Source organism: Pseudomonas sp. N40(2020) (assembly GCF_014472415.1).
Classification (GTDB): Bacteria; Pseudomonadota; Gammaproteobacteria; order Pseudomonadales; family Pseudomonadaceae; genus Aquipseudomonas.
The window spans coordinates 25,740-49,167 of the sequence record NZ_JACSZV010000001.1; the positions used below are offsets into that span (position 1 = coordinate 25,740).

Genomic DNA, 23,428 nt, shown 5'->3' on the forward strand with positions numbered 1-23,428 from the left:
TTACCGCAGACCAAAAAGCCCTGCGAACACTTCAGGAGTATGTGACGTGTGTATCTTTCGAAGGGAGTGTGCAGTAGGCGGGAACGCCTGAGAGGATGTTGCTGAAAAGTCGCTGAAGCTGGCGTGAATCGGCATCAATCCACAACAACACCCAGCAACATTCCAAGGCCCCAGATGCGACAAAGCCCGCACTGGGCGGGCCTTGTCGTTGAGAGTTGGTGGAGCCGGGGGGATTTGAACCCCCGTCTAAGCCTTGATCTATAAGCTTTTCAGCTGCCAAGCTGCCATTTTGCTGTCATTATTTTAGTGACCAGACTATTACGGCAGCCTTCGCCATTTGCTGTTGGCGATCTTCAATCGCATCCTTGTCCCACTTTTCGTAGTTTTCAATTGCTTTAGTGAACCAAAAAGGAGATTCGTTGAAGACCTTCTTTTTTTCCGAAAAGGAATCGTTTCCGAAAGTGCTATTAGACTTGGCCGACATGATCGCAAGGTTACCCAGGCGGCGCTGGTATGCTCGAAGCTCTTCTGGAATCCACTCATCTACCCAGGGTTTCGAGGGGGACAATGGAAGAACGTGTTCTAGGTTTACTTTTTGAGTGTTGTCATTAGGAATCAGTTCGCCTGTAGCATCCGGCGCTCCTTGTTCAAGGCTCCTCAAATAGTAGCGAGCAAGAGCAGGCTTAGAAATCGCCGCAATCGAAAAGGCCTGCTCAAACACGGAATCAGAAGGCAGTACAGAAATACCGGTAAGGATTTCTTCAATCGACGAAATTTTTCCTTCTGATACGCCTTTTGCTGCCTCGCTGTAAATTCGTTCCAGTGTGCCGCCACCTGCACCACCTACAATTTGCAAGCGTACAGACACAGCTACTAGTCGTTTAAAAGCGATGCTCACTTTTTTGGGTTCAAATTTCTCAAGTATAGTAAGAAGCAGGGGGCGAACTTGAACCATGCCAAGGAGGTTGAACGCAACGACGGATTCTCGAGTAGTCTGGTCAAACTTTCGCCAGATTTCGTGATCGCTATTTATCAGCGCTGCGTATGTTTTTGCAGTATTGCTGAGCTCTGTCGAGAATTGTAGAGCTAGTCTTTTGCTAGTGATTTTTCGCTTTATAAGCCCAAACAGATCTTTTTCTCGAACCAGTCCGTATTTCGACATTGTGAAGTGGCGAAGATAAGAGACGACTAGGGGATCATCTGAAGCGCTTTCAAGTGTGGCGACCATCGTCAGCCATCTATCTTTCGCCTCTTCAAGCTTATCTCCCGACTTATGAAATAAGTAGTTTTTAAGGAGGTCAGAGATTGCAAGCTCCAGACCTCGATCATTTAGTGTTTCGAATATTACGAAGGCGTTGCTGTCATCTGGCGCGGTGACGAGGATAACTTTTAAATTTGTTTCCAGATAATCCAGCCATTCGTGAAGCGTTTCTTCAGAGTCGTGCGCCTCTTGGCATATTCGGTCAATATATCCAGCCAAATAATCTGATGCTAGAGTTAATCGTCTGTGAGACTGCCTAGGATAGCGTTTATGATCTATAGCTCTTCGGTCATCAATGAGCTCCTGATAGATTTCATTGTCTACCTCGTTTAATATTAATCGAGGTTCTCGCTCTTTTGTTTTTCTGTCGACGCTAGCGAGGAAGTCGTTTCTTATAGATGTCTCGGCCTCAAAGTCTTCATCGCTTCTGAATCTATCTCTTATTGCCGATACAAGCAGGCTTACTGTCGTTAATCGCTGCTGGCCGTCAACAACGTCATATCTTCTACCAATGGGGCCAGTAACAACTATAGAGCCTAAAAAATATTCTTTTTCTTTGGACTTTATCGCTTCGCTGATATCCGATAGCAAGGCGTCCACGTGTTCAATTTCCCAAGCATAGGAGCGCTGGTAGGCTGGAACTTTGAATCGTTTAGATTTCAAAACATTTGTAATGCCGTCTAGTTGAATGCTTATTTCTTGAACTTGCGACATTCTAGCTCGCTCCCTGACCATTAAGTTTTGCCCATTTCACTGAGGGGCCTTACCATAGGGCTAAATGCCTGCTCAGCCTTGGCTCCCGACATCATATCTGCGTCAGGCATCCACCTACCATAGACGCGCGCAATCATTGTCCAATCCGTATGCCCCATCTGTTTTGCCACCCACATGGGATGCTCGCCGGCAGACAGCATCATCGAGGCGTAGGTGTGCCGGGTTTGATAAGGCCGACGGTAGCGCACACCGGCTTTCTTCATCGCGGGCACCCACATCGTCTTGCGGATCGGGCCGTCACCCGCCCAGCGTTCAAGCATGCGCGGGTTCTGAAACACCTCGGCATCTGCGAGGAACGTGTGCGCCTTCTGCGCTTTCAACGCCTCCATCGCAGGGCGAAGCAGTTTGACGCTGCGCCTACCTGCTGCGGTCTTGGTTGTCTCGGCCTTTCCTTTTCCTGCCTGGGTCATTGCGCGACTCACCATGACCTCTTCCCGCAACCAATCGATGTCGCCCCAGTCCAGCGCAACAAGCTCGCTGGTGCGCAGACCAGTCCATAGGGCGAACTGCATCATGTTACGAGCCTGGCCGGTGAGCGCGCCCAGCACCGCCTGCTGCTCCTCGGGACTGAACGGGTCGATATCGTCCTCCTTCGGAGGCGCTGCCTTACGCGTATAAGTCCAACCCGCCAGCGGGTTCTGCTCGATCAGTTCCTCCTCAGCCGCATCGTTGAGTGCGGAGCGGAGACAGCTCTGGATATTGCTGAGTGTTTTGTTGCTTACTTCTAGGGTGTCGAGCCAATCTCGCACCGCCTTGCGCTTCAGGTCCACGAGCATAGTGTCGCCAAGGGCCGGGATCAGGCGCAGCGTGACCAGCTTTCGATAGCCATCAAACGTACTGCTCGCGACATGCTTCTTCTTCGCCTCGAGCCACCTGGTCAGAAAGCCGTTCATGGTTTCGCGGGACGCCTCGGGCGCGAACTTCGCCGCCCGGGCAGATCCTGGAAACGTCACCGAATAGTCGAAGGTGCCGATCGATATCGCGTGCTCGATCGCAGCCTTATGCTGCTCCGCTTTCTTCAGATTAGTGGCGGTGGGCTTGAGCGTGATCCGTTCGCGGCACCGGGCGCCCCGATACATGAACGTGATTTCGATACTCGTATCGGAGACCGCCCGAACTCCCCGCCCGCCTCTACCCATGACTCATATCCTTCTTTGTCGAGAAGCGTCCGGCCATCCGGCGCTTTGATCCATATCTCACCGAGCCGCCAGATCCCATCACGGATCTTTGAGCGGATCGCGTCTTCTGTGTAGCCAGACTCGCTGGCAAATTTCCTGACAGTCACATAGCGCATGACTTCACCGTACTTCGTGTCGCGACACGTTTTAATCGTTCGCGTTTTGTGTCGCGTCACGGCCATGCGTCACGCGAGCTGGAAATGCCACGCCTTCCCACTTTCCGGCCATTCCACGAATGTGGTGACGGTCAACGTGTGGGCGACGCGGTTTGCTTGCATACAAGTTGCCGCAGGCGGCGAACCGCTCGGCATCGCCCGTTGCATCGATCAGTACCTTGTGCTCTGTCGAGTTGACCTTGATCCAACCGTCTTTCGTTTTTCCGTGGTCGGTGGTGCGGCTCAGGATGAACCGACGCCCGCTGTTCTTGGCTCCTACCGATGACTCGTTCAAGTAGTAGGCGATCGCGCCCTGGCGCACGCGCAGGATTGTTTTAGCCATCACTGCGAGCCTCCGACTCAGCAACCGCTCGCAATTTCAGCTTGATGCCGCAAGAGCTGGCCAGCGCGGTCAACTGCCCGACAGTGGTGTCAGGGCTTTTGAGTGCTTGGCCGAAGCGAATCAGTCGCTCGCCGAGTTTTTCCAGGTCGCTTTGCAGGTGCAGATGCGTTCCTTGAGTCACGATCGTCATAGCTGGAACCTCTCAACCTGTGGGAGCGGGGTGGCCACGAACAACGCGTTTTCTTGAGGCAAACTAGCCTGCGAGGCCCGGCCCGCCTCGCATGATGGGGTGGCCTGCTGTGGGAGCGAGCTATCCGGCAGGCAGCTGATGCCGTTGTTGCTCAAGATCCAGCAAGTAACGCCGCGCTGGCTGTCGTGCTGCACACTGATGACCTGTTCGCTGGCGCTTGCCTGACCCGCCGTCAGCAGTAGCGAGATTAGAAGAGTGCGAATCATCGTTGACCACCCTTCGGCAGACCCGCCTGAATGCGCTGGTAGACTTCCTCGCGATGTACTTCAACGTTCGCTGGTGCCGTGACACCCAAGCGCACTTGCTGACCGCTGACGCCAAGCACTGTGATGCTGATGTCGTCATTGATGCGGATGGTTTCACCAGGTTTCCGGGTGAGAATCAGCATTGCATTGCTCCTTTTTCAGGCCGAGCGAATCCCGGCCGCGTTGTTGGCTTTCGCAAAAAATCGTCTTGGAATGTGTCAGGCTTCGCTGATCACCGGACTGCGTCCGCACACAGGCGCACGCCGCTGATCACGCGATAAAAACGCCTTTCTCTGAATCTTGGTTGCTCTGGTGATCGGGAGCTGGCGGAATAGCAGCTGCGAATACTATTACGCCTCTTTTAAATGCCTCGGTTACCAATGCGGATCGACTACTGACATGCAGTTTGTAAAACACGCGCTCTATAGATTTTTTGACGGTACTAGGAGCGCAGCCAACCGCGCGGGCGATCTCTTTGTTTGCCAAACCGGCGCAAATCGCAAGAGCTGCGCGTAGTTCCTGCTCGGCAAGGATTCCAGTGAAACCCTGGAGAGCTCCAAAAGTTATTACCCTTTTCATATCAATCTCCATCAAGGCGGTTCGATGGGATGAAATATAAGTGTATTTATAAATCTAAGCAAGCAGATTGCTTGTATTTTATAAGCAAAATTTTCCTGCGCGAAAAAAAACCGGCAAATCGCCGGCTCTTTAGGGCGGGGTATGGCCTAGAAAAATGAGGCGCCCCAGAATACTCGGCCGATTATCTCGAGCTTGAGCTGTTCCACTTCAGCCGCTGAATAGGTCTCGTCAGGATGCTCGGACGTGTTGAAACTCCTAATCCTTAGTCCGCCGCCGGGCAATCTATATAAGGTTTTTACCCTGAGTTGCCCACCGTGATTGATCGCGTAGATTTTTCCATCAACCACTAGCTTTTCATCCATATTCGCTACGACAGATCCCCCATCATTCAAGACGGGGCTCATCGAATTTCCGGAAATTGCAATTGCTACAGCCTTTTCGGGAAGAACGCGTTGGTTGCTCAGTGCTTCGTTATTGAGCATTAACGACGAGACAGCGCTGACTTCTATTACGGTTCTTGTGGAATCGCTTGGGTCGTCGAGCTCAATGAGATAAGGAATATCTGTTGCGAAGTCGGAATCTGAGGGAGCTATCTTGCTCGCTGCTCTCAGAAATTCAATTCTGTCTCGTAGGGCTTGGTTCAGTCTGGTGTCGTCTTCGTGCTCGTCATAAAAAATCTCGCCAATTAAAGCTCGCCCCAGATTTCTCATGTCTTCCGGAGAGTGCATTTCGCCTTCCCCAGTAGCAAGCCAGGAGCTGTTGACCGAGCAAGCTCTAGCAATTTGGATAAGGTAGGAGGACCTAAGGGTTTTCCCCGACTCAAGTTGGCTGATAGCGGTCTGGGCGATCCCCACAACCTCGGCAAGCTCTGCCTGAGTGAGTCCGGCATTTTTTCGCGCTGTTCTGATTCTGTCGGATAGGTTCATCTGCCGATCCTATAAAAATACTTATTCTCTTGCAAAGAAGCGTTCTTCTGTGCAGTCTATAAAAAGACTTATCAGAGGCCTGCGTCGTGGCTAAAAAAATCAGTGAACTAATAAATCATTTTGGTAGCCAGTCGAAGACAGGCGAGGCTTTAGGTGTGTCTCAAGCCACGGTTTCTTATTGGTTGTCCGGGTCACAAAAAGTTAGCCCTGAAAAGGCGCTCCTTGCTGAAACCCTCACTCATGGCGCAATTAAGGCTTCTTCACTGTGCGATCTGATTGCTCAGCTCGAAGCTCGCCACAAGGTAGGTGAATCTTCCCCTGTTTTCTCAATTCCCGCATCTGGGCCCGATGGCTCTGTATGCATATCCAGTGCTTGTTAGATAGGCACTGTGAGGATGAACAGCCTATTTGGAGGACTTACCCGGATGCTTGGGCAGGCCGATCCTGTTCCTAACGCAAAGGATGCATCCCATGCGGTGGCGATTAAGTGCGATTAGTTCGGTGGATTCCAAATCCACTATTTAGCAACCTTAAGCAATAGGCCCTCGGCAGGGCCTGTTCAGCGACTTCCAATGGCTGGCTTTTGCCTGCCCAATGGAAAGGATCACTCGCTACTCACCATTAGGTGTGAGGCCTTTGAAAATTCCGCGCATGCGCGGAACTCCTGAAAATGCGACGACTTAATACAGAAAGGCGACAGGCAGGCGTTTTCGGAAAAATTTAATCGTTATAGCGCCCCTCGGCCTTCGCACTGATAGGTGTGAGTTGCAATTTTTGGAGATGTGATATGCGCGCTCGAACAACCATTCCGCCAGCCCGTCCCGGGTAGGTAACGGCCCTCTCAGGGGAGGGGGTTGCATTAATTTTGTGTCGTGGATGATGAAGGAAACCTAAACGCCAGGCACAAAAAAGCCCGACCTAAGTCGAGCCTTCAAGTCGGCACCCGCGCCAACGGGTGTCTCGGTATCACTTTGCTTCAGGAAAACCAAAATGAGATCAGAAAGTAGCACCACGCCCCCGACGGCGCAACTACCCAAGTTGCGTCCTTGCTCATTCGGACCGGGTTACACCGACCTTCTCAGTGTCAATGAGGGCGCAGATCTGGTCGATGCCCTGTCGATTGCTGCCGATCTCGCTGACGGGGTAAGTCAGCTTTGCGGACGCCTCGGCGATTGCATCAATGACGGTGAGGTCGCGTATCTCGCTGAAGTTCGCACCCTTGGCTTCATTGGCGATGTTGTTGCAGCGCTCGTCCGTTCCGCAGGGCGCGGACTGAAAGCAGCAGAGGAGGGCGCTCAATGAAATCTCCCATGTGGAACCAGCTGATTGTCGACGTTGAGAGTGGATTTCCAGCCTGCTCATTAAAGGGGGCGAAACTGACGCTCGACCAGGTTGAAAAACTGCAATTGATCGAAAACGCAAACGACAACTTTCAGATCAGCACGCTGCACGGTGTCGCCGCTATTGGCGAACTCATCGCTCACGCCGCGAACCACAACGAGCTCACCGACGAACTCGCTATGAGCGCTGGCTGGCTCGTTAACTCACTTGCACTGTTGTCGATGTCAATGGCCGACGCTGGCGCTGCAGCCGCGTACAAGCTGGCGAACATCCCGCACCAGGGAGTCGCCAAATGAACAGCCCACTTCCAACAATGCAAGAAGCGGCTCAAGAGGCTGAGTTTCAATTGCTCGCGGCGAAGGATCTGCTCGAATGGCAATGCGCGCTGAACAGCGCCATCCACCTTGATCATCTGCACAACGGGGGAAAATCCGCCGGCGCTCTGGCTGAACTTGCGAAGTACTTCAGCGATACCGGCTTCGGCGGTGTGTACAGCGCCATCGACCAGTTTAAGCAGTTGGGGGAGTCAGAACCGGCGCCACAAACCTCGCAATCCGCGCCGGAACGCGGGGGTGTTCAATGACCATCGTCATCATCAAAGACGGCGATGCCGTCACCACGACACTTGCGATTGCCAAGGGAACGCTTAGCGATCACGCAAGCGTCATCAAGCTGGTGCGGACCTATCAGTCAGACCTGGAGGAGTTCGGACTTCTGGATTTCAAATCCGAAAGTACAGGAGGGCGCCCAACCGAGTACGCCTTCCTCAACGAACCCCAGTCCACTCTGCTGCTGACCTACATGCGCAACACGGACATCGTTCGGGCTTTCAAGAAAAAGCTGGTGCGCGAATTTTGGGAGATGGTCCAGCAGCGCAACCAGCCCATGACCCAGGCCGAGATCACCGCCGCCAATGCAAACCACTTGGTGGCGGTGGAGCGGCAGCAGCGGGAGCAGCAAGTGGCGCTGGAGCGGATCGAGCGCCGCGTTGAGGACCTGAGCCAGACGACGGTGTGGGATCACTGTCCGCAGAACTGCCAGTCGCTGACAAGGATCAAGGAAACGATGCTGGCGCGCCACGGCCTTTCCGGCGCCGTCGTCGACTACGTGCTGAAGGTATGGCCAAACCAGCCGAACCCCGCCGGCATGGTCCGTAACGGCCATGAGGAAGCGCTTGGCTCGCAGTACCTGGTCTGGTCCAAGAGCCACGTCACGGCGGCATTCCATCGCTTTGTTTCCGAATCAACGATGGCCACTGCCACCCAAGCGACCCACCCATATTTTGAGGGCCGGTTCCGCCTGGTCCAGAAGGCGCCCCAGTGAGCAACGTACTCAAATTTCCACAGCCTCAAGCGACCGTGCACATCAACGACGAAACAATGAGCCTTCTCACCAACGAGCAGCTTGCCTATCGCATCTGGGAGCTGCTCGACACCACGGTCGAGATCATCGGCAGTCCAGACGATCCAGGCTCACGCGAGCATTGGCATTTCAACCAGCAAGAGGCTTTCGGGAGTGCTCTTGAGGCGCAGATATGCGCGAGGGTGCTGGCTCGAGAAATCATCGGCGTCGAGCCACGTGAAATTCAGACCGAGCAAACGCGGCGCTTGCGCGCGGAGCACGGTATTCAAAACGACGGGGGTGAGGCATGAGCGCTCAAATCAAAATCGAACGTCAGGTTGCCCATGATCAGCAGTACTTCGAGCAGTTCGACAACCTTACGTTGGCGGCGATGGGCTACAACCTCACCGACGAAGCCTATGACGAGTTGACTCACTCACGGGACCTGCTTCTGGAGCCGGACACGGCTTGGAACCTGTCGGCTTCCATAGCCAACGCGAACATGGCGCTTCGCGTTCTGGTGTTGAGACTGAGCAGTAGCTCCGGAGAAGCGCAGGCGGCTGGCGTTTACCTGATGGAGGGGGAGACGCTGCAATGATCAACCAATCGCAAACTACAAACGCGGAGAAAGGTCCGGTGTCCGTGATCGCCGGCCCGTGGCCGAGCTACAGCCAATTCAAAGGACTGCCAGATCGCGATCGCTGGGTCATGTACTCAAGCGCCAAGGCCTATCGCCAAGCGCTTGAAGATCAGGGACTGGTGATGGCCGAAGGGTACGACGCTTTTATACGCCGCGTCTGCGCCGAGCTGGAGATCTGACCATGAGCATGAATTTGATGGTTAAGACCAGGGTGGGAAAACGTGAGCAGGTCCTGGCGAAGACCGACGGCCGCTGCGCCTATTGTGGCACCACTCTGTCTCTCGAAAACTTTGCGATCGACCACGTTAGGGCTCGTCGTAACGGAGGGAGCAACCGTATCTGTAATTTGATGCCGGCTTGCCACCCCTGCAACTTGGCAAAGGGTCCAAAGGACCTGGAACACTACCGCATGTACCTATCAGCGAAGGCGGTGACGGGCACGTCCGTGTTCGGTCAGTCCCAGCTTCTTTGGCTGAAGGAGGCGGGAGCTTTCCCGCTGCTCGGCTTCGACAGAGAGACGAAATTCTACTTCGAGGTGATGGCATGAGCATCATTCGCGCCCCTCGGCCCGAGGGGAATTTCTACCTGCTGAGCAAGCACATCAGTGAGGACCGGCGCCTGAGTTGGGGGGCTCGCGGGATGCTGGTGTTTCTGCTGGGTAAACCTGACCACTGGAAAGTCTCCCCTGCGCACCTGCGCGGTGAGACAGCAGAGTCTGCAAAGCCGACCGGGCGAGACGGGATCTACGGGCTTTTGGACGAGCTCATCAATGCCGGCTACGTGCGCCGCGACCAGCCTCGCAGTGAGGCTGGTGTGCTTGGCGAAGTGAGTTACGTGGTCTCTGAAACACCGCTTCCGGATTTACCGCTTCCGGATTTACCGCATCCGGCTGAACCGCATACGGCTCGACCGCATACGGCAAATCCGACACTAGTAAGTATTGAAGATAAGCAAGGACTGAAAAAACCAGCAACCACTGAAAACCCTTCAGGTGTTGGAGAGGGGAAATCGAAGGCTCACAAGTTTGATCCTCTGACAGCCAGACCCTCCAACGCTTCCGAAAAAGCGTGGGCAGACTTCTGCGAAATGCGGAAGGCCAAACGGGCGCCTCTGACACTCCGCGCTTGTGAGCTGATCGCCAAGAAGTTGGCCAACCATCCAGAGCCGGACGCAGTGCTGGATAAGTCCACCACCAGCAGCTGGTCTGACATCTACCCCGACTCGGTATTGCCAGGCGCTGGTGCGAAGAACGGGAAGCCTTCGACGTTCACCAACCTGCCGCAACACGAAGCAAACGCTTATCCGGAGGTGCCACATGGCCAAACCAATTTCTAAGTTCAGCCGCGTGCCGGATGTTCGTTTCTTCGAGGCGCAGTGCCCGGTGCATGGCACGGTCGACGGTGCTGAGGTCGAGCAGTTCGACGGCTCGTACCTGGTGCGCGCTTGCCGTCGGTGCCAGTGGGAGGCGATGAACACAGCCGACACCCGCAGCGAGGCTCACACGCAGGCACTGGCTCGCCGCAAGGCTACGGCGTTGAACGAGCTGCTGATCGGATCGGGCATCACACCGCGCTTTGCTGAATGCACGCTCGACAACTACCGGACCAGCACTGCCGATATGGCCTCAGCGCTGATCGTGTGCCATGCCTACGCAGATCAGTTCGAGGAGAACTACCGCGCCGGCCGCGGACTGTTGCTGACCGGCAATGTCGGTACCGGGAAAACTCACCTGGCCAGCGGCATCGTGCAGCAGGTGATCCGGAAGTTCGGCGCCTTGGCGCTCATCGTCTCGGCCGCTGAAATAATCCGTATCGCCAAGGGCGCAATGGTGCGCGGCGCCGAACACACCGAGCGCGACGTGATCAACGAACTGGCCGGGCTGGACCTGCTGGTGATCGACGAGATAGGCGCGCAGAAGGGCAGCGAATACGAGCTTGGCCTGCTGCACGAAGTCATTGATCGCCGGTATCAACTGGTGCGCCCCACCGTGGTGGTGTCGAACCTGCCGGCTAGCACTCTGGGCCAGTTCATCGGCGATCGCGCGCTCGATCGGCTGCGCCAGAACGGTGGTCAAGCCGTCGGCTTCAGCTGGTCGTCGATGAGGGCCACCGCATGAGTGAATATCGTGAACTGTTCAGCGATGAGGCTGAACATGCATTGCTTGGGGCAATGTTGCTGGATGGCGAGCTGTTCGACGCCATCACCAGTCAGGTCTCTGCGGCGGACTTCCACGATCCAGAGAATGCTGCACTGTTCCAAACGATGATCGGCTGTCACGCGGCCGGCAGCCCGGTTGACCCGGTAACGCTGCATGACTTCGCCGAGTACCTGCCAAGCGGCACGCGAACGATGGCCTACGCCGGCGAGCTGGCGCGCAATACGCCCAGCACTGCCAATTGGAAGGCCTACGCCAAGGTGGTGACAGAGCGCGCAGTGCTGCGCCGTCTGGTGGACGCTGCTGACACGGTGCGCGAGCTGGCCACCGAGAATCGGCCGGTCGCCGAGATCATCGCCAGCGCTCAGCTGGCAATGGCGGATCTGCGCGACTTGCAAACCGGAGAACCGGACTACAAGCGCATGGACGAGGTGGTAACGCGCAACATAGACATCATTGACTCCAAGTTCAACGGCACGCTGCAATCTGGTCTGTCGACCGGGCTGGTAGATCTGGACAAGATGATCCGTGGCCTGCGGAAAAAGACCGTCACCATCGTGGCCGGCCTGCCGGGGAGCGGTAAAACCACGCTCGGTCTGCAGATCGCCCAGCACATCGCGTGCAGCGGTGCCGGAGTCGGCATGGTGTTCTCGTTGGAAATGCCGGAGGAGGAGCTGGGCAATCGTTCGCTGGCGTCCATCGGCGGTATCGACCTGCGAAAACTCGATGACGGACAGCTGCAGGACGATGACTGGCCGCGGCTGACCTCGGCTGTGAGCAAGATCCTCGATATGCCGCTGTTCGTTTGCGACAAGTCTGGTCTGACGGTGGCACGCATCCGCAGCATCGCCCGCCAAGTACAGCGCACTCATGGCCTCGACGTGGTGGTGATCGATTACATCGGCCTGATCGGCTCGGACGGCAAAGCGTTCAACCGCACCTCTGAGCTTGGCAAGATCTCGACCGGCATCGTGAACATCGCCAAGGAGCTGGAGGTGCCGGTGATCCTGCTGGCGCAACTCAATCGCGACTCGACCAAGCGTCCAGGCAAGAAGCCGATCGCCTCCGACCTGCGCGACTCCGGCCAGATCGAAGCGGACGCTCACTGCATCATCCTCGTTCATCGCGACATGGACGACGAGGCGGGCCAGAACGGCGTCACCGAGTTGATCATGCCCAAGTGCAGGCACGCGCCTGTTGGCTCTTGTCTCGTTCAGCAGCAGGGGCAGTACGCCCGATTCGTCAACTTCGCCGGCAACCGCGAGCCATCCAACGAAGAAGTGGAGATCGGCCGCTCCTTCGCCAGTCAGTACAGGGGAGCATCCCGATGAGTAACGTAACTGCGGCACTGCCGCGCAAAAGCTTGACTGCGGTCGAGTGCAAGTTCCTGAAGCAGGGCAACCGTCTGCTGCTGGAAAAGACAAATGGCCGGATCGGCTCGGCGGCGTTCATGGACATCATCGCCGACTGGCACACCTCGCGCGCCAATCTCGGATTCGAGGCATTCGCCCGACTCTGGATCGCTGAAGGCAACGCAAAAAACAAGATCGCTGACAAGCTGCTGCGGGAGCTGTTCGGCATGGATGAGCCTAACCCGAGGAAAGCGGCATGAAGAAAAGAACATACGTTGACAAACCGCTGGGCGACACCGAGTACCTGCTCGAGCAGTGGGGATCGTGGCGAATGGCAGGAATGGGTGTTCCTCGGTACGTCTCCCCGGTGGCTGCGATGATGAACCAGTTCAATCCTGAGCCCAGCACGCAGTCATACGTAATCACCGATGACGTTGCGCTGGTCGTGGATGCCGCGCTCGCTCGATTGATTAAGCGGGAGCAGCAGATGGGTGACTTTGTCTGGTATTACTTCGGTGCAAAGTGGCCAGCAAACCGCGTTGCGCGGGAGCATGGGATATCTGAGCGAAAGGCATGGGAGCTGATCAAGGCGGGAGTGGCTTGGATCGACGGGGCGATTGATCGAACTACTGAAGCTGCGTAGAAAAAGCTTTCCGTACAGATAAACACCTGTTTTCATGGCACCGTGTTCAGCTTTTCAAGCGCGACACATCAGACAGAGCCCGGCCATTGCGTCGGGCTTTTTGTTGGATTGGATTTTTCGTTATGGCACTCTGCTACTCCGACTAATGGAGTGTCTGGAATGTCAAAGTTTTTGGAAGTGGCGAATACATACAAGCAAGCTCTCGAGGCTGATGCTGAGAAGCTCGAACATTTGCGCGATGTCGCACAGCAGGTGCGCAGGAAGTTTGAGGAATATCTAGGCGTGCCGAGCGGAAACCCGGTAATGATCAATGGCAGGGAGGCGCCACACGTCGCAATTGGAGATATTGATAAGAACGGAAACTTCACCGGAATTCCAAAAAAGGAGTTCCAACGATCATCCGCGGACCGCATTCAGTTCGTCATATGGTTCACCTACGATCCTGAGCCAAAACCGCGGACGGATGGCTCAATATCTTTTCATTTGCAGCTCGAGCAAATCGACAAGGGATACACGATTTGGCTCAACGACTTCGAAGAGCTCAAGATTTCTCTCGAAGACATGACTCCTTTGTTTGATGCCATGTATCAAAGCGCCATGGAAAAGGCGCGCAAAGCTATTCACTAAATTCGATTCTGCAGCTCTTGGGAGCTGCTTATGAATACTCAAGCCTCGGCATTCGCCGGGGCTTTTTCGTTTCTGGAGCATTCGATGCAAAGCCACGACTATGTGCCTGGTGTCTCCGTTCGGAAGCTTGATAAGTAATCCTGATTGATGCGCGCCACGTTTTTGAGAGTTTCAATTCGTGGCGCTATGGATGCCCCATTCTCAGATCGCCAGGTCTGATTCTGGGGGATGATGCTGTTACGATGGCCACCACTCAAATCAGCGTTTTAGAGGGATCTTATGCAGTCGTTTTTGTCGAAGACTTTTGGCGGGCTGACCCCCAGCTACTACATCCGGCAGCTTATTTTTGGGTCGTTGTTTACGATTCTGATTTTGTCGGTCGCGGCCAATAGCCCAACCGGCCTGATGGGTAAGCCTGGGCTGATTGTGATGTCGGTCATCAGCACGCTGCTCTACCCATACTCTCGGTTCGTATATGAGAGCGTCGTAAGCTACGTGATGGGCGGGAACGTATTCTTCGTCAACGCCATCCTTATGCTGATGGTGAAAGGGTTCACGATGGCGATGTGCTGGTCGTTTGCAATCTTCATTGCACCGGTTGGCCTGGCGTATCTCTACTGGCACAACAGTCGCCAGGTATCTTGAATGCGAGGAAGCCCGGCCATTGAGTCGGGCTTTTTTGTCGAAAGGATTCGATGTATATGTGAGTTTCATTTAGTGGCTAGGAGCCATCCATGAGCGACGAAACGGTAAAAAATCCTTCTCATGAGGAATACTTTGGAAGTGCCCCGACAGTCAAAAGCGAGTGGGACGGCAGGCAAGTCGACTGGTTGCTGCAGTGGCTCAGCGGTTTCATAAACGATACGAACATAAGAATCGGAGTAACGCTCACCGTCGGCGGAAACATGGTCACCGGGACGTTAATTCCGCATGAGGCTTACTTCGAACGGTTAGCGACAGATATTTCCACGCCCTTTGCAGACACCGATCCGGAAGGTCAGGAAGCACTCTATAAGCGAATCATTGGCTTTGGTAAGGCTGATCCGGAAGTGGAGAATCTTCCCAACCAGTATGTTCACCTCGATAATGCGCGCGTGCACACTGGAGGAAATCAGATCCTTCCAAGCCAAGGCACACTGTGGCGCGGGAAAGTGTCAGCGATAGATGGGTTCATACTCGGTGAGCTGAACAACGTTTGATCATGTAATAAGCATCTGACCGCTGCTGGTCGGGTGCACCCATATCAAGCCTCGGCATTCGCCGGGGCTTTTTCGTTTTCGGTTCTACCACACCCATCGCTCCGAGCTGGGAGTGCTGCTGGAGCCGGATCTATTCCCGACACCACCAGGCCTCGGCCGGGAGTGGCCTATGAGAGTCACCAATATGTCCGAACCCGGTCCACTCACCGCCGCTGGTGGTATTGCACTGTACAAGCTGGGCGCCTTTGGCTTCATTGCCGGGCTTGCCGCAGTTGTCGTAATGGCGATGACACTCCCGAAGACGGTGCGTGAGTTCTGCGTAGCGATGATCAGCACCACAGTCTCCAGCATTTGTGGCGGTGCCTTCGTCGTGCGCTGGTTGGGTATTGGCGACTGGGCAAACGACGATGTGGGACTCATTGCTATCGGCGGTTTGATCTTTGTGTGTGGTTTGCCGGCATGGGTGCTGGTCCGCGCTTGGTTCAAGTGGGCTGAGGCGCGGCGAGATAAAGACCTGGGTCAACTTATCCAGGACGTAGCCGATCTACGCAAAGATCTAAAGGGGTAGGAGCTGAGTATGAACACTGGAGACAAACAAGCCATCTCATCTTGGCAGGTGGTCGTTTATGACGACTGCGTCAGTTTCAAACGTGTTGATGACGGGCAGATGCTAGAAAGTTATCCGCACGTTTCCATTTCAAAAGCGGCTGTATATGCAATGGCTATTGTTCATGGCCTTCAACCACCAAGAGATTTTCGGCCGTGCGATAAACCGATTGAGGCTCATGGGGACGATGAAATCAAAGAGGCAGAGACGGATCTGCTCAAGGCGCAACAGCGATGCCTTGAGCAGAAAACTCATTTCATGGTTGGCGCGATACACAAGTGCGAGCCATCTACTGACAATCAGTTGCGTAGTGAGCAGTTTATTGTTGCGGCGCTAAGGATGGGGAGTTGACGGCAAAAATATTGGCTGTCGCCTTCTTGACCTCTTCGAGGTCATCTCTAAAACCTTCAGGAAAGTGTTTGAGTTCCATCTCGAGGAAAGTGTGCGCGTGACGAACTACGTTCTGTTGGCCGTTTTCATTGAGAGCCCTGATTAGCGAGATAAGTGCGAGCTGGGTGGCAAAAGCTTCTGTGTTCAAATTTTTCATAAACGTCCTTTTTGGTTTTGGTTAACTCAAATCGATCTTAACCACTAGAGGCGGCGCCCGCTACTGAGTGCCTGATCCACCCGGATCTCCGGACAGCGAGCCCAAGGTGATACGGCTTCAGGGCGCGCGCACGGTTTTCGTGCGCGAAAAACGCCGGGGACCCTGGGGTTTTTCGAAGGGTACGGGGTCGGAAACCCGCGGGAAAGCGTTAGCCACAGGGCTGGAAAGTTAGTTGACAGCGGTTGACAGGTTGACAAGGAATGCCGGGTTTTCAGCGACAGAATTCGCATGATCCAAAAAGTGGTTTTTAGTGAAGTCCCCCCGGTTCTATTGGACTGTAGGCCTTTTCATGCCTGTTCATTTTCTTAAACAGCAGCCCCGGCGCAATGGTCAGAGGGCTTGTCAACTAAGCCGGGTTAGTTGACAGGCTTAACAAGCCACGACGATGGAGGCCGCATGGCTTTTGTAACTCGCAAGGAGTACTGCGAGCTGAAGGGGTGGTCTCGGCAGTACGTTGGCAAGCTGGTCAAGAATGAACGACTGGTTCTGAATGCTGCCGGGCAGATTGATGTGGATGCCAGCGAGAAGCTTCTGGCCATGACGAGCGACCCGAGCAAGGCCGCCGTCGCCGCTCGACATGAGCGCAATCGCCCGAAGCGGGGTGATCAGCCACCGCTGGAAATAGTCATTGCAGACTTTGTAGATGACCCCTCTGGCCAGGTACCCGACTTTCAAAAGTCACGCGCTCTTCGTGAGCACTACCTGTCGCTTCAGGAAAAAGACAACTTCCTTAAAGCCCGAGGCACCTTGGTAGAGCGTAAAGCGGTCGAAGATGCGGCCTATAACGCCGGTCGCTTACTGCGTGATCTTTTGCTGGGAATGGCGCCACAGCTATCGCCGGAACTGGCCTCGCTGTCTGATCCATGGCAAATCGAAAAGCGTCTGACGTCGGCTTTGCGACAAACACTGGAAGATGCTGAGCGGCTGTCAGCAGCAGATCTACAACAAGCCATTACCCCGAGCTAACCCTATGTCCTTAGAAATGTCGAACGGTGCGACGGTGTACCGCGAAGCGTATTTCCGTGGGCAGCGACCAGAGCCAGATGTCTGGATTGATCAGTGGGCCGACGAGTACATGCGCATCCCGCGCGACACGGGTGCGGCCGAGCCTGGTCAATACCACACTTCGCGTACCCCTTATGCGCGTGAGCCGATGCGCTGTCTGTCACCAGCCCACCCGTGCAAACGCGTGGTGACTATGGTGGCTTCGCAGTTGATGAAAACGCAGATCGCCTTGAACTGGATCGGCGGCCTGATCCATATGGCCCCGTCCAACATCCTCACGTTGTTGCCCAGTCTGGGGTTGGCCAAACGGGTATCGTCGCGGATTGGTAAAACCATCAAGGCCACGCCGGTGCTGCGTGAGCGCGTGGCGTCCAACCGCTCGCGGGATGCGCGCAACACCATGGACACGAAGGAGTTCGAGGGTGGTTCGCTGTACATCACCACGGCCGGTTCGGCGGCTAACCTGGCGGAGCTTTCCGCGCGCTACATCTATGGCGACGAGGTTGATCGCTGGAGTGTGGACGTGGGCGAAGAGGGCGACCCGGTCGAACTGGCCGAGACTCGCGGCAGTACTTTCGGCCGTAACGCCAAATTCTATTTTTCCAGTTCGCCGACGGTCAGGGGGGCGTCACGGATCGCTGATCTGTTTGAGGTCAGCGATCAGCGTTACTACTACGTGCCGTGCCCAACCTGTGACCACATGCAGGTTCTCGAATGGGAGCGTTTGCATTACTCGGCGGATTTTCAGGTTGTGCATTACCAGTGCGCCGGCCCCGACTGCGACGTGCTGATCGAAGAGCGCTATAAGGGCGAGATGCTGGCGAAAGGGGAGTGGCGAGCGCACACCCAAGGCGATGGCGAAACCATTGGTTTTAACTTGAATGCGCTGTACTCGCCGCCCGGCTGGACCGGTTGGGCCTCGTTGGCCAAGCAATTCGAGAAGGCTAAAAAGGCTCAGGCCAAAGGCGATCTGGAGCCGATGCAGGTGTTTTATAACACTCGGCTGGCCAAGGTCTGGGATAGCGCTCAGGAGCAAACCTCGGCCGATGTGCTGAGGGATCGGGCGCGGCTGGAAAACTACGGGCTTGGCTCAATGCCCGACGGCGTGTTGATGCTGACTGCTTCTGTTGACACCCAAGCCAACCGCCTGGAACTGATGGTGATGGGTTGGGGCGCTGGCATGGAGCGCTGGGTGGTCGACTTTCAAGTGATCTCCGGCGACCCCGCCGATGAGCGCACCTGGGCGGCGCTGGACGAGTTACTCAAGGCCCGTTACAGACACCCTTGTGGTGCTGAGCTGATGATCATGGCGACTGCGGTCGACTCCGGTGGTAACCATACGGATGAGGTCTATCAGTTCTGTCGTATGCGCCGCTGGCGCAGCGTGTTCGCCATCAAGGGGGCGAGCAAGCGGGGCCGGCCGGTGATCGCGCAGCGACCTTCGATGGTCGACGTGACATGGAAGGGCCTGACTGAACGGCATGGTGCCGAGCTTTGGATTGTCGGTACCGACACGGCGAAGGACTGGATCTATAACCGCTATGTATTCGACACCGGCCCGGGAGCGCTGCACTTTGCCAACGACCTGCCGGATGACTTTTTCTCCCAGTGCGTGGCTGAGCGCAAAGTCACCCGTTACGTCAGGGGGCATAAACGCATCGAATGGACCAAGGGCAAATCCGAGCGTAACGAAGCGCTCGATCTGTTGGTTTACAACCTGGCCATGGCCCATTACCTCGGCATCAACCGCTACCAAGATCACGATTGGGCGCGGATTCGGCAGGCGGTCAACGAGTCGGTTTCGGGCGATAGCAGCCAACCCGTTCAGAGCGAACGGCTCAGCCGGCCAGTCGTAACACCGGCAGCACCGCAGGCGCCGCAACCAGCCGTGAAATCACGTCCGGCAGCCGCTCCCCCACAACGCCGCAGTTCCACCAGTGGCTACCTGAAGAGACGCTGATATGTCATTTACGAAAAAGCACCTCGACGCGGTTGAGGCGGCCATTGCTCGCGGTGAGAAAACTGTGCGCTACACCGACCGTACCGTGGAATACCGCACGGTCGATGAGCTGCTCAAGGCGCGCGAAGAAATACGCTCGTCGCTGGCCAGCGCCGCCGGGCCACGTTCGCGCGTGGTTCGCCTTTATCACGGGGGCAGGGGACTTTAATGGCCCGACATTTTCCGACGTTGACCCGTAACGGCTTTGTGCTGCCGTCCAACATCAAGGCCAGTTACGAAGGCGCTGGTGAAGGGCGCCGATCCGCTAACTGGGACGCTCCCGACAACGGGATCAACAGCATCAACACCCCGGCACTGCGCAATTTGCGGTCGCGCTCCCGGGCAGCGGTTCGCAATGACCCGTATGCCTTCAACGTCATCGACAAGCGCGTCAGCAACCTGATCGGCACCGGCATCACCCCTCGGCCAGCGACCGATGATGATGCCCTGCGCAAGCTGCTGCAGGAGCTGTGGAGCGATTGGGTTGATGAGTCTGATGCGGATGACCGCACCGACTTTTACGGCCAGCAGGCGCTAGTGGCGCGCACGGTGGAAACATCGGGCGAGTGCTTCGTCCGGTTGCGTCCTCGCAGTCGGGACGAAGGTTTGGCGGTTCCGCTGCAGTTGCAGATCCTGGCGCCGGAGTTCGTGCCGCACGACAAATTCGAGAGCACCAAGAACGGCAACATCATCCGAGCCGGCATCGAGTTCACGCCCGGCGGCAAGCGGGTAGCGTATTGGATGTACCTGTCGCACCCGCGTGATGCGGCCTCGTTGAACGCCGGCTACAACCAGCTAGTGCGCGTCCCGGCCACGCAGGTGCTGCACATCTTCGAACCGGTCGAACCTGGCCAGTTGCGCGGTGTGCCGCGCTTGTCGCCGGTTCTGAAACGGCTACGCAGTTTGGACAACTACGACGACGCGGTGCTGTTCCGTCAGGAGGTGGCCAACCTGTTTGCCGGCTTCATCACTCGCCCCCCGCCGGAATCGGGACCCATGCCGCGCGACCCGGTTACCGGTGCGCCGCTGGTTACGGATCGCGATGGTTTTACGCCGATGGTCGCGCTCGAACCCGGCACCATGCAGGAACTCGGTCCGGGCGAAGAGGTGGAATTTTCCAAACCGCCGGACGCGGGCAACAACTACCCGGACTTCATGCGTCAACAGTTGATGGCTGCAGCAGCGGGATCGGGCACGCCTTACGAAATCCTCACCGGCGACATGCGCGGCATCAACGATCGAGCGCTGCGGGTGGTACTCAACGAGTTTCGGCGTCGCTTGGAACAACTGCAGTTCAGCGTGTACGTGCATCAACTCTGCCGCCCGGTACGGGCTGCGTGGATGGACATGGCGGTGCTGTCGGGTGTCTTGGTGCTGGACGATTACGCACAGAAGCGCCGCCAATACCTGCGCACCCGCTGGGTGCCACAAGGCTGGGCTTACATCCAGCCGGTGCAGGACGTGCAGGCGCGAGCGATGGAGGTTAGAGCCGGGTTTTCGTCGCGCAGCGAGATGGTCCTGCGTACCGGCTACGACGCCGAAACGGTCGATCTGGAAAACGCCGCCGATCTGAAGCGGGCCACAGAGCTGGGCCTCAACTACAACACCCTGGATGCCGTCGAAGACACCGACGACAAGGAGCAACCATGAGCAAGAGCGCGAAACCGCGTATTTACAACCGCGCCGGCAAACGCGTCGAGGTCAAGGACAAGACCTGGTATGCCGTTAATGCCAGCGGCGAAGCGGCCGATCGAGTGATCGAAGTTTTCGTCTATGGCGAGATCGGCGCGTGGGGCATCACTGCTAATCAGTTCGTGCAGGATCTGCGCGCCATGGATGACGGCGTTTCACCAGTGGTGGCCGCGTTCAACAGCATCGGCGGCGATTTGTTCGATGGTCTGGCCATGCACAACGCGCTGTCGCGGCTGGGCGAGCGCTGCACTGGTCGCATTGATGCACTGGCAGCGAGTGCGGCCAGCGTTGCCGTGTGCGGTGCACACCGCGTAGTCATCGCGGCGAACGCCATGTTGATGATTCATAACCCCTACACCTATACAGGCGGGGACGCTGAGGACTTTCGCCGGGTCGCTGATGTGCTGGATCAAACCTTGGAGGCGATCATTGCGGCCTATAAGGCCAAGGCGCCCAACATCGACGACGCAGAACTGCGGCGAATGGTTAATGCAGAAACCTGGCTGACTGCCAATGAAGCATTGGCCCTCGGTCTGGCTGACGAAGTCGGCGACGGCATCAAAGTCAAAGCGTGCCTCGGTCAAGGCGCGGTGCTGCAACGATTCCAGCACGCACCGGCTGATTTGCTGGCCCAGCTCGACGAGCCACCTGAAGCGGATCCGGATCTTGATCCTGTCGATCCGCCGCTGGTGCCACCTGTAGTCGACTCGGCCAAGTTGGCATTGATGGTCACTCAGCGATGCACGGCGGCGGGCATCAGCAACCTGATCGAGCCGCTGCTCAAGTCCACCCAGCTTGAAAGCGAAGAGGTCGTTTTAGCCGGTCTGGCACGCGCCAAGGCGATAAACGACCTCTGCGTGGCCGCGCGGTTGCCGGAATTCAGCGCCGAGTATGTCGCGGCAGGTCTGGACGAGGCGTCGGTGCGGGCGCGTCTGTTCGACAAGATTGTCACCAGCGGTAAGGGCTTCGAAATCGACAACAGTCTGCCGCTGGCGGACGACCTGGCGCCCAAGGTGCTGGCCAAACAACCTGACCCCAACTCGATTTGGGCTGCTCGCCAAGTGGCCCAAACTGGAACCGCGCAAAGCGCGAAAGGAGCAAGAGCATGACCATCAAACAGGAACCGATGCACGCGGGTGAATTCCTGCTGTCCGAAGGCGCCGGCAATATTTCGCGTGAAGCGATCAACGTCGCGGCCGGTCCAGCGTTGTGGCCGGGACAAATCCTCGGACTGGTGACCGCCTCCGGCGAATTCGCACCCTACGAACCGACTGCTGAGGACGGCACCGAAAACGCTGTCGCCATTCTCTACGGCCCGCTGGGCGAATCCGATGTGGTGCGTCGCGGTCGCGCCGTGGTGCGGTTGGCCGAGGTCAGTGAAGCGCATTTGACCGGCCTCGATCTGGCCGCCGAGAAAGCACTCGCCGCGCATTTCGTGATCGTCCGCTAAGTCGATCCTTTTTTTGTATGCATCCCGCCGCGTGCGGGATTTTTCGTTTCTGGAGAGTACCCATGGCCGATATCGCCATTTTTGAAGACGAAGCGTTTACCGTTACCTCGCTGACCGCTGCACTCAATGATCAACCCTACCTGCCGGGCCGCATCAGCGCCCTGGGCCTGTTCCGCGAGGAAGGCATTACCACCCTGACCGTGCAGATTGAAAAGGACGGTGACACCCTGGCACTGGTGCCGGCCGGCGAGCGCGGTGGTTCTGGCCTGGTGGTTGCGGCGAGCAAGCGCAACCTGATCCCGTTCAACACCGTGCACCTGCCTGAGCGTTTCACCATCAAGGCGGATGAGATCCAAGGCATCCGCGCCTTCGGCACTCGAACCGAGCTGCAGGCGGTACAGGACGTGGTCAATGCACGCCTGGCAAAGGCGCGTCGTCAATTGGACGCCACGCATGAGTTCCAGCGCATGGGTGCCCTCAATGGCCTGATCCTTGATGCCGATGGCCAAACCCCGCTGTTGGACATCTATGCGGCCTTCGGTGTGGAGCGTCAGAAGTTGTCCATGGGGCTGACTGAGGCCGGTACCGAGCTGCGGGTTAAGTGCGGTGAAGCGCTGGACATGCAGGAAGACGCGCTCGGCAGTGTGACCAGCACCGGTTCTCGCGCCTTCTGCGGCAAGAACTTCTGGAACAAGCTGATTGTTCACAAGTCGGTCAAAGAGACCTACCTCAACAGTCAGCAAGCGGCAGCGCTGCGTGGTGACGCCCGGGAAAGTTTCGAGTTCGGCGGCATCATCTGGGAGCGTTACCGTGGCAAGGTCGCCGGCGTTTCCTTCGTCCATGACGACAAGGCGCTGCTGGTTCCCGAAGGCGTGCCCGATCTGTACATCTCCGTGTTTGCGCCGGCCGACTACATGGAAACGGTCAACACCCAGGGCATCCCGTACTACAGCATGATCGAGCCGCTGCCCTTCAACAAAGGTATGGCCGGGGAGGCTCAGTCCAACCCGTTGCACCTGTGCACTCGACCGCGCGCTCAGATCCTGCTGGAACTCTGAC

General features: G+C 56.6%; 34 protein-coding genes. 25 read left to right on the forward strand and 9 right to left on the reverse strand.

The features are described from left to right. Positions 1–298: 298 nt before the first annotated feature. The 7 genes from IAI51_RS00135 to IAI51_RS00165 form a co-directional block, all read right to left on the reverse strand. The gene (locus tag IAI51_RS00135) at positions 299–1,975 is read right to left on the reverse strand and encodes a DUF262 domain-containing protein (RefSeq protein ID WP_187676637.1); all 1,677 of its coding nucleotides are present in this window, start codon (positions 1,973–1,975) and stop codon (positions 299–301) included. A 20-nt stretch (positions 1,976–1,995) separates the two neighbouring features. Next, the gene (locus tag IAI51_RS00140) at positions 1,996–3,174 is read right to left on the reverse strand and encodes an Arm DNA-binding domain-containing protein (RefSeq protein WP_187676638.1); all 1,179 of its coding nucleotides are present in this window, start codon (positions 3,172–3,174) and stop codon (positions 1,996–1,998) included. A 186-nt stretch (positions 3,175–3,360) separates the two neighbouring features. Next, complete coding sequence (locus IAI51_RS00145) at positions 3,361–3,711, reverse strand: hypothetical protein (protein WP_187676639.1); 351 nt, start codon at positions 3,709–3,711, stop codon at positions 3,361–3,363. Then, positions 3,704–3,901, reverse strand: a complete 198-nt coding sequence (locus IAI51_RS00150) for a hypothetical protein (protein ID WP_187676640.1) — start codon at positions 3,899–3,901, stop codon at positions 3,704–3,706. Before IAI51_RS00150 ends, IAI51_RS00145 begins: the two co-directional genes overlap by 8 nt. Positions 3,902–4,163: 262 nt before the next feature. Then, on the reverse strand, positions 4,164–4,349 hold the full coding sequence (csrA, locus tag IAI51_RS00155; RefSeq protein ID WP_187676641.1) for a carbon storage regulator CsrA: 186 nt from the start codon (positions 4,347–4,349) through the stop codon (positions 4,164–4,166). Between the two features lie 127 nt (positions 4,350–4,476). Continuing rightward, positions 4,477–4,797, reverse strand: a complete 321-nt coding sequence (locus IAI51_RS00160; RefSeq protein ID WP_262410273.1) for a response regulator transcription factor — start codon at positions 4,795–4,797, stop codon at positions 4,477–4,479. Between the two features lie 134 nt (positions 4,798–4,931). Next, positions 4,932–5,711 (reverse strand): XRE family transcriptional regulator, encoded by a 780-nt coding sequence (locus IAI51_RS00165; RefSeq protein ID WP_187676642.1) that lies wholly within the window; start codon positions 5,709–5,711, stop codon positions 4,932–4,934. 86 nt (positions 5,712–5,797) lie between these two features. Here IAI51_RS00165 and IAI51_RS28050 point away from each other — a divergent pair, with 86 nt between their 5' ends. Beyond that, positions 5,798–6,091 carry a transcriptional regulator gene (locus IAI51_RS28050; RefSeq protein ID WP_187676643.1) on the forward strand — a complete coding sequence of 98 codons (294 nt, stop codon included), beginning with the start codon at positions 5,798–5,800 and terminating at the stop codon, positions 6,089–6,091. Positions 6,092–6,761: 670 nt separating this feature from the next. Here IAI51_RS28050 and IAI51_RS00175 read toward each other — a convergent pair. After that, complete coding sequence (locus tag IAI51_RS00175) at positions 6,762–7,010, reverse strand: hypothetical protein (protein WP_187676644.1); 249 nt, start codon at positions 7,008–7,010, stop codon at positions 6,762–6,764. Here IAI51_RS00175 and IAI51_RS00180 point away from each other — a divergent pair. The 17 genes from IAI51_RS00180 (at position 7,010) to IAI51_RS00265 (ending at position 15,967) form a co-directional block, all read left to right on the forward strand. Then, on the forward strand, positions 7,010–7,348 hold the full coding sequence (locus IAI51_RS00180) for a hypothetical protein (protein ID WP_187676645.1): 339 nt from the start codon (positions 7,010–7,012) through the stop codon (positions 7,346–7,348). The genes IAI51_RS00175 and IAI51_RS00180 overlap by 1 nt on opposite strands. Further along, entirely contained in the window at positions 7,345–7,635 is a 291-nt protein-coding gene (locus IAI51_RS00185) for a hypothetical protein (protein WP_187676646.1), read from the forward strand. The genes IAI51_RS00180 and IAI51_RS00185 overlap by 4 nt, the downstream gene beginning before the upstream one ends. After that, entirely contained in the window at positions 7,632–8,375 is a 744-nt protein-coding gene (locus IAI51_RS00190; protein WP_187676647.1) for a Rha family transcriptional regulator, read from the forward strand. The genes IAI51_RS00185 and IAI51_RS00190 overlap by 4 nt, the downstream gene beginning before the upstream one ends. Next, positions 8,372–8,704 carry a hypothetical protein gene (locus tag IAI51_RS00195; protein ID WP_187676648.1) on the forward strand — a complete coding sequence of 111 codons (333 nt, stop codon included), beginning with the start codon at positions 8,372–8,374 and terminating at the stop codon, positions 8,702–8,704. Before IAI51_RS00190 ends, IAI51_RS00195 begins: the two co-directional genes overlap by 4 nt. Next, entirely contained in the window at positions 8,701–8,991 is a 291-nt protein-coding gene (locus tag IAI51_RS00200; RefSeq protein ID WP_187676649.1) for a hypothetical protein, read from the forward strand. Before IAI51_RS00195 ends, IAI51_RS00200 begins: the two co-directional genes overlap by 4 nt. Continuing rightward, on the forward strand, positions 8,988–9,212 hold the full coding sequence (locus IAI51_RS00205; RefSeq protein WP_187676650.1) for a hypothetical protein: 225 nt from the start codon (positions 8,988–8,990) through the stop codon (positions 9,210–9,212). Before IAI51_RS00200 ends, IAI51_RS00205 begins: the two co-directional genes overlap by 4 nt. 2 nt (positions 9,213–9,214) lie before the next feature. After that, positions 9,215–9,580 carry an HNH endonuclease gene (locus IAI51_RS00210; protein ID WP_187676651.1) on the forward strand — a complete coding sequence of 122 codons (366 nt, stop codon included), beginning with the start codon at positions 9,215–9,217 and terminating at the stop codon, positions 9,578–9,580. Then, positions 9,577–10,368: a hypothetical protein gene (locus IAI51_RS27845; protein WP_262410274.1), complete on the forward strand. Its 792-nt coding sequence runs from the start codon at positions 9,577–9,579 to the stop codon at positions 10,366–10,368. Before IAI51_RS00210 ends, IAI51_RS27845 begins: the two co-directional genes overlap by 4 nt. Then, on the forward strand, positions 10,349–11,149 hold the full coding sequence (locus IAI51_RS00225; protein WP_187676652.1) for an ATP-binding protein: 801 nt from the start codon (positions 10,349–10,351) through the stop codon (positions 11,147–11,149). Before IAI51_RS27845 ends, IAI51_RS00225 begins: the two co-directional genes overlap by 20 nt. After that, positions 11,146–12,519, forward strand: a complete 1,374-nt coding sequence (locus tag IAI51_RS00230; protein WP_187676653.1) for a replicative DNA helicase — start codon at positions 11,146–11,148, stop codon at positions 12,517–12,519. Before IAI51_RS00225 ends, IAI51_RS00230 begins: the two co-directional genes overlap by 4 nt. Beyond that, a complete protein-coding gene (locus IAI51_RS00235) occupies positions 12,516–12,800 on the forward strand; it encodes a hypothetical protein (protein ID WP_187676654.1) in 285 nt (94 codons plus the stop codon). Before IAI51_RS00230 ends, IAI51_RS00235 begins: the two co-directional genes overlap by 4 nt. After that, on the forward strand, positions 12,797–13,183 hold the full coding sequence (locus tag IAI51_RS00240) for an antiterminator Q family protein (protein ID WP_187676655.1): 387 nt from the start codon (positions 12,797–12,799) through the stop codon (positions 13,181–13,183). Before IAI51_RS00235 ends, IAI51_RS00240 begins: the two co-directional genes overlap by 4 nt. A gap of 159 nt (positions 13,184–13,342) precedes the next feature. Further along, on the forward strand, positions 13,343–13,810 hold the full coding sequence (locus IAI51_RS00245; protein WP_187676656.1) for a hypothetical protein: 468 nt from the start codon (positions 13,343–13,345) through the stop codon (positions 13,808–13,810). A gap of 279 nt (positions 13,811–14,089) precedes the next feature. After that, entirely contained in the window at positions 14,090–14,455 is a 366-nt protein-coding gene (locus tag IAI51_RS00250; protein WP_187676657.1) for a hypothetical protein, read from the forward strand. An 89-nt stretch (positions 14,456–14,544) separates the two neighbouring features. Further along, positions 14,545–15,009, forward strand: coding sequence for a gas vesicle accessory protein GvpU (gvpU, locus tag IAI51_RS00255; RefSeq protein WP_187676658.1), 465 nt, complete (start codon positions 14,545–14,547; stop codon positions 15,007–15,009). Between the two features lie 169 nt (positions 15,010–15,178). After that, the gene (locus IAI51_RS00260) at positions 15,179–15,577 is read left to right on the forward strand and encodes a hypothetical protein (protein ID WP_187676659.1); all 399 of its coding nucleotides are present in this window, start codon (positions 15,179–15,181) and stop codon (positions 15,575–15,577) included. 9 nt (positions 15,578–15,586) lie between these two features. After that, on the forward strand, positions 15,587–15,967 hold the full coding sequence (locus IAI51_RS00265; protein ID WP_187676660.1) for a hypothetical protein: 381 nt from the start codon (positions 15,587–15,589) through the stop codon (positions 15,965–15,967). On the opposite strand, the gene IAI51_RS00270 is transcribed toward IAI51_RS00265, so the two are convergent. Continuing rightward, positions 15,936–16,163 carry a hypothetical protein gene (locus IAI51_RS00270; RefSeq protein WP_187676661.1) on the reverse strand — a complete coding sequence of 76 codons (228 nt, stop codon included), beginning with the start codon at positions 16,161–16,163 and terminating at the stop codon, positions 15,936–15,938. The genes IAI51_RS00265 and IAI51_RS00270 overlap by 32 nt on opposite strands. Before the next feature lie 456 nt (positions 16,164–16,619). On the opposite strand from IAI51_RS00270, the gene IAI51_RS00275 reads away from it, so the two are divergent. From IAI51_RS00275 to IAI51_RS00305, 7 genes are all read left to right on the forward strand, one after another. Further along, entirely contained in the window at positions 16,620–17,189 is a 570-nt protein-coding gene (locus IAI51_RS00275; protein WP_187676662.1) for a terminase small subunit, read from the forward strand. Between the two features lie 4 nt (positions 17,190–17,193). After that, on the forward strand, positions 17,194–19,188 hold the full coding sequence (locus IAI51_RS00280; RefSeq protein ID WP_187676663.1) for a phage terminase large subunit family protein: 1,995 nt from the start codon (positions 17,194–17,196) through the stop codon (positions 19,186–19,188). A gap of 1 nt (position 19,189) precedes the next feature. Beyond that, positions 19,190–19,396: a phage head-tail joining protein gene (locus IAI51_RS00285; RefSeq protein WP_034155909.1), complete on the forward strand. Its 207-nt coding sequence runs from the start codon at positions 19,190–19,192 to the stop codon at positions 19,394–19,396. Further along, entirely contained in the window at positions 19,396–20,877 is a 1,482-nt protein-coding gene (locus IAI51_RS00290) for a phage portal protein (RefSeq protein WP_187676664.1), read from the forward strand. Before IAI51_RS00285 ends, IAI51_RS00290 begins: the two co-directional genes overlap by 1 nt. Then, complete coding sequence (locus IAI51_RS00295) at positions 20,874–22,028, forward strand: head maturation protease, ClpP-related (RefSeq protein ID WP_187676665.1); 1,155 nt, start codon at positions 20,874–20,876, stop codon at positions 22,026–22,028. Before IAI51_RS00290 ends, IAI51_RS00295 begins: the two co-directional genes overlap by 4 nt. Continuing rightward, the gene (locus IAI51_RS00300; RefSeq protein ID WP_187676666.1) at positions 22,025–22,369 is read left to right on the forward strand and encodes a head decoration protein; all 345 of its coding nucleotides are present in this window, start codon (positions 22,025–22,027) and stop codon (positions 22,367–22,369) included. Before IAI51_RS00295 ends, IAI51_RS00300 begins: the two co-directional genes overlap by 4 nt. A 62-nt stretch (positions 22,370–22,431) precedes the next feature. Next, on the forward strand, positions 22,432–23,427 hold the full coding sequence (locus IAI51_RS00305) for a major capsid protein (protein ID WP_187676667.1): 996 nt from the start codon (positions 22,432–22,434) through the stop codon (positions 23,425–23,427). Position 23,428 lies beyond the last annotated feature (1 nt).